The organism is Bacillus sp. AC266, assembly GCF_979253805.1.
In genome coordinates, this window is sequence record NZ_CEEDEC010000001.1 from 1,057,067 (window position 1) to 1,066,035 (window position 8,969).

An 8,969-nucleotide genomic window follows, 5' to 3' on the forward strand; every position below is an offset into this window, starting at 1 on the left:
AGCTTTCCTTCCTTCTCTGTATAACCGTTTAAAATAACTCGTGTCCTTTTCTTTGCTTTTGTAACAATTACATTTATTGTTATTTAATATATCCTATTCATTTTATTTTTACAAGTGTTAAAAATATATTTTTTATTCAAAAAAAAGAAACCAAAAACATTTTTTGGTCTCCCCTTCTCTTTTTTACCAATCTTGTGGTTCGTAATTTAAGTCTGAAAATAGGCGTTTTTTCTCTTTTTTCGATAAATCTCTCCACTGTCCGACTGGTAAATTATTCAACTCAATATTCATAATTCTCGTACGTTTTAACGTGTATACTTGATAACCCAAAGCTTCACACATACGGCGAATTTGACGATTTAGCCCCTGTGTTAAAATAATTTGGAACTCATATTTTGATAACTGTGTTACTTCACAAGGAAGTGTTTTTGTATCTAAAATTTTAACACCTGCTGCCATTTTTTCTAAAAACTCCGGTGTAATCGGCTTATCTACTGAAACGATATATTCTTTCTCATGTTTGTTTTCAGCACGTAAAATCTCATTAACGATATCGCCATCATTCGTTAACAAAATTAAACCGTCTGAGTCTTTGTCGAGACGTCCGATGTGATTGATTCGTAAAGGATGATTCACTAAATCGATAATATTACCTTTTACTGCTTTTTCACTTGTACATGTAATACCTACTGGTTTATTTAAAGCGATATACACATGGTCTCGAGCAATACGAAGTTGCTCTCCATTTACTCGTACGTCATCACCTGGATTTACTTGGTCACCAATTTTTGCAACCTTACCGTTAATAATTACTTTTCTCTCGTTAATTAACTTATCTGCTCCACGTCGAGACGCTTTTCCAGCTTCACTAATAAATTTATTGATACGCAAGTTAGGCACATCCTTTTCATAAAAAATTTCAAGCTCACACTGCTTCTACCGTACAATACAAAAGGGTAAGCCTCCTATTATAACTTAAATATATTAACATGAAAGGGTATATGACGTCTTCACTTAATTACATGTTTACACGAAAATAATTGGTCCTCTTTTCCTTTTCACCTCAAACTGTTTAGCAGTCAATAGATCAACCCTTGAATATAACATCATTTATTTACTTTTTTCATAGATAATATACCGATATAAGTTTGATTAATCATGCCTAAATAACTCACAATATGTGAAAAATAAAAAAGAACCCTTTTGAAAATAATCAAAATGGATCCTTCTTCAACTAAACGAATACTAGTTTTTATACAAAAGTGTTCAATAATTATAATCTTTGATAGAAAACATCGTTCAACAAACAAAATAATCTCGAACTCCCCTAATTTTTTACGCTTCACTATTTTCTTCACATACTCCAAAAAGTAGCCCTTGATTATCTATACAATAAGCAAAGTAACCCATATTAGGAATAGCAGTTTTAGGTACAACTACTTGTCCACCATTTTCAATAACTTTATTTATGTACTCATCAACTGAAGGTACTTCAATCGAATTAGTTGTCCTAGTAGCACCATCAGGTGATTTCATTAATCCACCATCGATACCAAGTCTATCACTCTCACCTGTAATTATGAACCAATAGTCATGTGGCCCAGGCACTTTTTCAAACTTCCATCCAAAACTATTTGTATAAAATTGAATAGCTTCTTCAGGGTTTGGGACTTGCAATTCAAATCTTAAAACTCTACTCATTTAAATATCCCCCCTCTTATTCTTGTACAAAGTAATTGCACAAGGACTAATGTTCTGTATTGAATTTTTCGAAACTAGCTACTTTAATAAGTTCTAACTTTATTTAGAAGCGGCAACAGACCATTCTTCCTTCCGAATAACTCTCTTCCCATTTATATTTTCAACATACTCATTTACATTTGCTGACTGATATAACTCTGGGAAAATTTCTTTCATATAGAGTTCGTGTGCTATTTCATCTTGCCAATACGTTAATACTATGTAACGATTTTCAGTCTTTAAAGACTTCCCAACAACTCCACCTAACATTCCTTTTGCATTTTCCATTCCTTTATTCCAAATTGTTTCTTGCTTATGTAAAAAATACTTTTCTTTTCCTTCTTTCACATCGCAAATTGCAACTCTTACAAATGACCCTTGTGCAGTTACGTCTTTCAAAGGAGTTTCTGTTATATCATACAACGTTTGAAACATTTCAATATTACAGGAAATATATGTGCCTTCTTGATTACTATTTAAAAAAATTGTATCATGAGCATCATTCATGAATGATTGATATGCATTTCTATCTTCCCATAAAGTATATACACACGCTTCCCCTTCATTCCACCCACCAAATTGTCCATAGAATCCGTCTAAATACTGTAAATCACGCCATTTTTCTTGCGCATCAGAAAACAATTCCCTTTTCTCTTCTTCCACCTTGCAAAATATTGTTTTTAATAGCATTTCTAATCCCCCTTATGATACGGTCCATTTCCCACTTGCAATACTTTCTATTTTTCCACCAATGCAAACATTAATTTTACTCTCAATCACCTCTGCTTGTATGTGTATTAGAGAATGGCGATTTATCTCATACCCTTGTTCGACATGCATATTTATCTTTTCCGTTCCAAGATAACGATATTTTATAAGATACGCCGCTAAACATCCATTTGAGCTTCCTGTTGCCATATCCTCTGTGATTCCATAATAATCTGCAAAATCACGGACATTAAGATCATTGATTCCCTAACTATAAAATCCCTAATTTCCCATAAATAACGCAAGTTGATTACCTGAATACTTGCCTTGCGAGAATACATCCACAATGTAAAAATCCCAATATCTCTCCTCTCTTCTATTCTTCAATACAACCTGTTTACATAATGAAATTATAGTTTATTAAATTTGTATATTTTTCAAAGAATCCTCTGCTTTTTCTATCAACCAATCACCAAACGTATCTAAAAATGATAAGATTTCTTCTATATCTTTTATCGGTTCAATTACATATTGTAGTGCTTTCCTCATATTTTTTTCTTGTTCGGGAAAATGCTTACTAAATAACTCATATGCTGGATATAAGTCCCTGGAATACAGCCCTTCTCTATCAATTGTTAATGCTAGACCTGCCCTGACTACAATCTTCATGATCCAACGACAACAATCCTCTATATCATCTACGTCCTTATTATGAATTAACTCTTCGTGTGTTTGTTCAATTTGTTTCCGCAAATGAATGAGATGTTCATACACTATCTCCTGACTTACTTTATATTTAGGTAAATATAATTTTACGTCTTCACCTAATATACATACACTATGTGTCTGAATCATAAATCCTATAAAAGAAAAATCCTCTGAGTTTATTACTTCTTTTTCACTATAAAAACTTAACTCCACTCCTGATATACAATTAAACTGCTGTGTAATTTGGACTTCTAGCTCCTTTCTCCAGCTTAAGTCAATTACTTGAGGATTCTTTCGAACTAATATAATCATATCTACATCTGCAACCCCTTCTATCCCAATCCCTCTTGGAATAGAACCCCTTATATAAACACTGTGCAAATCATCCCGCAAAAATTGACAACAAGTATCCTTTATTTCTTGTATTACCTCCAAAAACACAGGCTGAATTTTATTAAAATGTGCATCGTTTATAATAAATCCTTCATCATCCACAGGACAAAAACGCCCTATTTTTTTTATTCTTGGCAATTTATCAACTCATTTCCCTATAAAATATTGGTTTATTCCACACATACAACAATTATAATTCAAATAATTCAGAATTGAAAATTTGAAAGTAAGACATAAATAATCCTACATTGTTACGTCCTATCTCTTTTATCACCATTCATTTTTCGAATATATAATAAGTAATCTCTCCTGAGATCATAAAATAGAAGATAAATTAGGAATACCAAAAAAATAAGTTTATTTACTATTTCAAAATAAAAAATGATTGCATTTCACTAATTGTATATCTATAATGTTTTTATTGATTCTATACACAATCAATGCGTTTAAGTTTTTAATTTTATAATTCGGATGAACCATTCAGGAGAAGGTCTATTGATCTACCGACGGGGCAAAAAGTTGCTGAACCAACTTTGAAACTCTCAGGTCTTGTTTACAAGTAGAACTGCATGGGGACGAATCTCTGGAGAGACTCCCTCTCGCTTAATATAGCGCGGAGGAAAACGAGCACCGAAGGAGCAAATCCGCTAATCTAGCGGATAATCTCTCAGGTAAAAGGACAGAGACAAGCGAAAGAAAATGCCGATTTGTATCGGTTTATTTTTCTATCCCTTGTTTCTCCAGAGACCATTTCATTTCCTTGAAGTGGTTTTTATTTTTTCTAAAAAAGGAGAATACAGATGGAGACAGTAAGTAAAGTATTAGAACAAATTAATCAGTATGTGTGGGGGTTACCAACTTTGTTGCTACTCGTTGGAACTGGTATCATTCTCACAGTGCGCTTAAAAGGTTTACAGTTTAGTAAACTAATATACGCTCACAAGCTAGCTTTTAAAAAATCAGAGGATACATCATCTTCTGGAGATATTAGTCACTTCCAAGCACTGATGACAGCTATGGCTGCAACGATTGGTATGGGAAATATAGCAGGTGTCGCAACTGCTGTGACAATCGGTGGACCCGGCGCAATCTTTTGGATGTGGATTACTGCTTTATTTGGAATGGCAACAAAGTATGCCGAAGCAATCCTTGCGGTGAAATACCGTGTTAGTAATGAAAATGGTGAATACTCCGGTGGACCAATGTATTATTTAGAACGTGGTTTAGGGAAAAAATGGCTGGCTGTTTTATTCGCTATATTCGGCACAGCTGCTTCTTTCGGTATCGGTAATATGGTTCAATCTAATTCAGTTGCAGAGGCAATGCGAATCAATTTTTCTTTCCCTCCTGCATTAACTGGTATACTCATGTCATTCTTAATCGCTATCGTTATTTTGGGCGGTGTAAAAAAGATTGGTAGAGTTACTGGATATATCGTTCCTATTAAAGCATTCTTTTATATAATCGCTGGCCTTATTATTATTTTCTATCACTTTGATCAAATTCCAGAAGCATTTTCACTTATTTTTTCTGGTGCATTTCAAGGTACTGCAGCTGCCGGTGGTTTTATCGGAGCAACAGTTGCATCTGCAATTCAAATAGGAATGGCACGTGGTGTATTTGCTAACGAGGCTGGTTTAGGGAGTGCTCCTATTGCTGCGGCTGCTGCCAAAACAGATTCACCTGCAAAACAAGCTTTAGTTTCTATGACTGGTACTTTTCTAGATACATTTATTGTATGTACAATTACGGGGCTAGTATTAATTACTACAGGCGCATGGAAATCAGGTAAAACTGGTGTTGAAGCTACAACATTAGCATTCCAATCCGTATTCGGTACTGCTGGTAGTATGATTCTCGGTATCGCCATTATATTATTCGCCTACTCTACTATTTTAGGTTGGTCGTATTACGGAGAGAAGTGTGTAGCTTATTTATTCGGACAAGGTGCTGTACGATATTATAAAGCAATCTTTATCGTTATGATTGCAATAGGTGCTAATTTAAAGCTAGGTGTCGTATGGACATTTGCCGATATTGCAAATGGACTTATGGCGATTCCAAACTTAATTGGCCTAATCGGATTAAGTGGTATTGTTGTCGCTGAAACGAATCGCTTTTTACAAGCAGAGAAATTGAAAGAAAGTCATAAAAAACAGGCAAGTTAATCACTAAAAAAAGGAATGGCTCATTTATAATAAGCCATTCCTTTTTTCTCTATTTCAATTCCTTTCCCTCCTGAACCATATGTAAATAAAGTACAAAATCCATCATTGTAGATGAATAACCAAGTTGACGGATCATTGCTGTTATATTCCCTCTATGATATGTACCATGATTTACGACGTGTTGCACTAACTCTAAAATGGAAGTGTCTAATGCACCTGCATATGGGTTCTCAATAACAAATACAGTATTTACGTCTTGTATTCTACTTAAAAATTCTTTATATTGATTTGCCATGTTTTCAAACATTTTTTCTAATTCATGTAACGATTTAGTTTCGATTTGTTTTCGTAATTTTTCTCGGTCTTGTATTACTTCACTCATACTTTTACCATGCAATATGTGTAACCACACTTGATCTGTAATATAAATATGTACAAAAGTATCCTTAATTGATGGGAATACACTCTGTATCTGTTCATTAAAAATTGTCTCATAGTTTGGTAACTCTTTTAGTCGGTTGAATAATCGTGTATTAGCCCAAGCATGGTAATCAAACTGTTTTAACATGTAATCTTTCAATCTAAATCTCCTCCTTATTGTATGAAACGAATGTTTTGCTTCTTCATTTCCGATTCTCTATCAGCTTTTACAATCCCTTTTTCTTTAACTTCATGTTTATTTATAGTTTTATATTTTACATATGTATAAAATTCCGTTTTAAATGGAAACGATGTAATTTGAATTGTTTCTTCATCCACCCATTCAGCTTGAATAGGCTTCTCCCCCTTACTATTAAACATTTCTGTTCCTTCAAAACCCTCTTTAAATAAATCAATTTCATCTTTCTTTTTTACACCAGGTTTATTCATACATACATATAAAGAAAGTTCATCACAAAACTTTAATAATCTATAATGTTTATCAAACATCGCATATTGTTCTTTTGTTAACGTTTTCAAAATTCTTTTTTGTCGTTCCAATTCATTTTTATAAAAAGACATCATCTCTTCATCTTCCTCATTTAATGAAAATGATAAAAAGTGCTTACTACAAAGTAGCGCCCCGTATGGATTTGACTCTTCAATTGCATTCAAACCAATCGTATAAAAAACAAAGCGTAATGAACTTGGACAATCCATAAATGTATATGGAATATTTTTAGTATCATTCAAAATTGGTACTTTATCAAGCTCTATCCATCCTCTATCATGCTCATATATAGCATCAATTGTCTCTTTTAAGTATATTTTATCTTCAAAAAAATCTTCTATTATATGTCTTGCAATTTCACCAGCTAAAAAACCATGATCATGTTGACGAATTAATATACTTTCTTTCTCATTCTTTTCACGAAAAATCATCCGTATATTCCCCCTCATCCTCATATTACAGCTTGTTGTATGCATCAATTCTTAATTAATCCCTAAATATTAGCAGGGATTCAGTTTCTTTCAACGAAATTAACATAAATATACAGCATTCTTTCTAATCACAAAGTTAGCTTTATCTTTACTAACCATTATACTAAAACATTCATTCTAAAAAAATTTTTATGAGGTGAAAACATGAACAAAACAGAATTAGTTAAAAATGTAGCACAATCAGCTGATATTTCTCAAAAAGATGCTTCTGCAGCTGTACAATCCGTATTTGACACAATTGCTAATGCATTACAATCTGGCGATAAAGTGCAACTAATCGGCTTTGGAACTTTTGAAGTGCGTGAAAGATCTGCTCGTACAGGGCGTAATCCGCAAACTGGAGAAGAAATTCAGATTGCTGCTGGTAAAGTTCCAGCATTTAAAGCAGGAAAAGAATTAAAAGAAGCTGTTAAATAAACAAGAAACCAGCCATTTTATAGGCTGGTTTCTTGTTTATTGTTTAGTTCTTATTTAAGCAGTTCCTTTATATTCTCTGCATGATACACTTCACAAATATAAAATACACATTTGCAGTTACTTACAATTTGATATTTTCTAGTTGGATAAACATTCGCCGCAACAGAACATCCATCAAACAATTCGATAATATTTCCAGATGGCTGATATCCTTCATATAATACATTTCTTCTTACTTCCATCTTTTCTATAAGGTTTTCAACAGGAATATTTCCACTCTCTAATTCACTCTTTATTGTATCCGGTAAAAACGAAGTGTCTGCAAAAATTAGATTTTCAGATAACACCTTACCTTTATAACTAACATTAGATACGCGATAAAGAAATGTTCCGTTTTTATCAAAGAAATTCTTTGCTTCTTTGGGAATGTATTGTCTATCGAGCGCTTCCTGTTCAAGTACATCAAATTGAACTGTATCTTTTACAAGTTTTTCTAAAGCTAGAATAGATGACGTATTTCTAGAAAACAACATATCTTTAATTGCCTGTACATTATAAGTTAATTCAGTTTTTCTATTTTCCGCTACTAACATGAGGAACACCTCTTCTATAAGAAATTTTATTAAAAATTAACGATGATTTAATAGCAATCCCGCGTCTAACTGCGTAATTTCAGTTACTTCTTTACTAAATATTGCAATGGAAGCCATATAATCTAAACTAGGTCTTACATCTTCCATCATTGTATTTTCTGCTAACTCTTGTCTATCTTTAAAAATCAACAATTTTGGAGGGTCATTTGGAGCTGATACTGTAATTTCTACTGGTGGGATCAATAGTCCTTCACCTGTCGCTTTCAGCACTGCTTCTTTTCGAGTCCAATATGTTAAAAATCCTTCTAGTCGCTGCTCATCAGGTAACTTCATAACTTGTGCTATTTCAATGTCTGTTAATACGCCCTCTGCCATTTTCATAACATCTACATTTGGATTCATTTGCTCAACATCAACACCAACAGGTGCAGATTTAGTAAATGCAACAACAACCCACTCACCCGAATGTGAGACTGATATTTGCGGCATACCTTCTGGTAACTGTGGTCTGCCATGTTGTAATTTACATACTGGGCACATTCGATCAATTGGCACTTGGACTGGCGACATAGAAAGTACCTTTCCAAGTACTAATCTACTACTTACACACCCTATTATAAAACGCGCACGGTCTGCCGAATGATGATATGAATTTGCTTTCTCTCGCTCTACATCATTTAGTAAATTGTAATGCCATGATTGTAAATCTGAAATTCTTGCCCACCATATTTGACAACTATTCTCATTAAGAGTTGGTACAGAATCTACAACTTTACTCTCTATCATGTAAACTCTCTCCTTTTAAATGCCAATATTACTT

At 33.4% G+C, this 8,969-nt stretch carries 11 protein-coding genes and 1 riboswitch; of the genes, 2 read left to right on the plus strand and 9 right to left on the minus strand.

Annotated features, from left to right (window positions below; translation table 11 throughout):
- Positions 1-183: 183 nt before the first annotated feature.
- From AC0IXC_RS05405 to AC0IXC_RS05425, 5 genes are all read right to left on the minus strand, one after another.
- On the minus strand, positions 184-891 hold the full coding sequence (locus AC0IXC_RS05405) for a pseudouridine synthase (protein ID WP_002085707.1): 708 nt from the start codon (positions 889-891) through the stop codon (positions 184-186).
- 444 nt (positions 892-1,335) lie between these two features.
- Positions 1,336-1,701 (minus strand): VOC family protein, encoded by a 366-nt coding sequence (locus tag AC0IXC_RS05410; RefSeq protein WP_471652685.1) that lies wholly within the window; start codon positions 1,699-1,701, stop codon positions 1,336-1,338.
- A gap of 99 nt (positions 1,702-1,800) precedes the next feature.
- Positions 1,801-2,430, minus strand: coding sequence for a DUF4937 domain-containing protein (locus AC0IXC_RS05415; RefSeq protein WP_471652686.1), 630 nt, complete (start codon positions 2,428-2,430; stop codon positions 1,801-1,803).
- Between the two features lie 12 nt (positions 2,431-2,442).
- Entirely contained in the window at positions 2,443-2,712 is a 270-nt protein-coding gene (locus tag AC0IXC_RS05420) for a PhzF family phenazine biosynthesis protein (RefSeq protein WP_078176586.1), read from the minus strand.
- 156 nt (positions 2,713-2,868) lie between these two features.
- Positions 2,869-3,687 carry a hypothetical protein gene (locus AC0IXC_RS05425; RefSeq protein ID WP_002085716.1) on the minus strand — a complete coding sequence of 273 codons (819 nt, stop codon included), beginning with the start codon at positions 3,685-3,687 and terminating at the stop codon, positions 2,869-2,871.
- A gap of 435 nt (positions 3,688-4,122) precedes the next feature.
- A riboswitch (glycine riboswitch) is annotated at positions 4,123-4,242 on the plus strand.
- Positions 4,243-4,349: 107 nt separating this feature from the next.
- Here AC0IXC_RS05425 and AC0IXC_RS05430 point away from each other — a divergent pair.
- Positions 4,350-5,717, plus strand: coding sequence for an alanine/glycine:cation symporter family protein (locus AC0IXC_RS05430; RefSeq protein WP_002012784.1), 1,368 nt, complete (start codon positions 4,350-4,352; stop codon positions 5,715-5,717).
- A gap of 49 nt (positions 5,718-5,766) precedes the next feature.
- Here AC0IXC_RS05430 and AC0IXC_RS05435 read toward each other — a convergent pair whose 3' ends face one another.
- Both AC0IXC_RS05435 and AC0IXC_RS05440 read right to left on the minus strand, forming a co-directional pair.
- Entirely contained in the window at positions 5,767-6,297 is a 531-nt protein-coding gene (locus AC0IXC_RS05435; RefSeq protein ID WP_002085719.1) for a DinB family protein, read from the minus strand.
- A gap of 14 nt (positions 6,298-6,311) precedes the next feature.
- Positions 6,312-7,079 carry a DUF3891 family protein gene (locus AC0IXC_RS05440; RefSeq protein WP_002085720.1) on the minus strand — a complete coding sequence of 256 codons (768 nt, stop codon included), beginning with the start codon at positions 7,077-7,079 and terminating at the stop codon, positions 6,312-6,314.
- A 204-nt stretch (positions 7,080-7,283) separates the two neighbouring features.
- On the opposite strand from AC0IXC_RS05440, the gene AC0IXC_RS05445 reads away from it, so the two are divergent.
- Positions 7,284-7,556: an HU family DNA-binding protein gene (locus tag AC0IXC_RS05445; RefSeq protein WP_002012780.1), complete on the plus strand. Its 273-nt coding sequence runs from the start codon at positions 7,284-7,286 to the stop codon at positions 7,554-7,556.
- Positions 7,557-7,606: 50 nt separating this feature from the next.
- Here the strand turns inward: AC0IXC_RS05445 and AC0IXC_RS05450 are convergent, their stop codons facing one another.
- Positions 7,607-8,149 carry a hypothetical protein gene (locus tag AC0IXC_RS05450; protein WP_002012778.1) on the minus strand — a complete coding sequence of 181 codons (543 nt, stop codon included), beginning with the start codon at positions 8,147-8,149 and terminating at the stop codon, positions 7,607-7,609.
- A gap of 36 nt (positions 8,150-8,185) precedes the next feature.
- Positions 8,186-8,935 carry a 4'-phosphopantetheinyl transferase Sfp gene (gene sfp / locus AC0IXC_RS05455; protein WP_328068383.1) on the minus strand — a complete coding sequence of 250 codons (750 nt, stop codon included), beginning with the start codon at positions 8,933-8,935 and terminating at the stop codon, positions 8,186-8,188.
- Between the last annotated feature and the right edge of the window lie 34 nt (positions 8,936-8,969).

Excerpts from the sequence above, each read along its gene's own strand:
- AC0IXC_RS05410 (WP_471652685.1), bottom strand. The coding sequence starts at position 1,701 with ATGAGTAGAGTTTTAAGATTTGAATTGCAAGTCCCAAACCCTGAAGAA.
- AC0IXC_RS05415 (WP_471652686.1), bottom strand. The coding sequence starts at position 2,430 with ATGCTATTAAAAACAATATTTTGCAAGGTGGAAGAAGAGAAAAGGGAA.
- AC0IXC_RS05430 (WP_002012784.1), top strand. The coding sequence starts at position 4,350 with ATGGAGACAGTAAGTAAAGTATTAGAACAAATTAATCAGTATGTGTGG.
- AC0IXC_RS05440 (WP_002085720.1), bottom strand. The coding sequence starts at position 7,079 with ATGATTTTTCGTGAAAAGAATGAGAAAGAAAGTATATTAATTCGTCAA.
- AC0IXC_RS05445 (WP_002012780.1), top strand. The coding sequence starts at position 7,284 with ATGAACAAAACAGAATTAGTTAAAAATGTAGCACAATCAGCTGATATT.
- AC0IXC_RS05450 (WP_002012778.1), bottom strand. The coding sequence starts at position 8,149 with ATGTTAGTAGCGGAAAATAGAAAAACTGAATTAACTTATAATGTACAG.
- sfp (WP_328068383.1), bottom strand. The coding sequence starts at position 8,935 with ATGATAGAGAGTAAAGTTGTAGATTCTGTACCAACTCTTAATGAGAAT.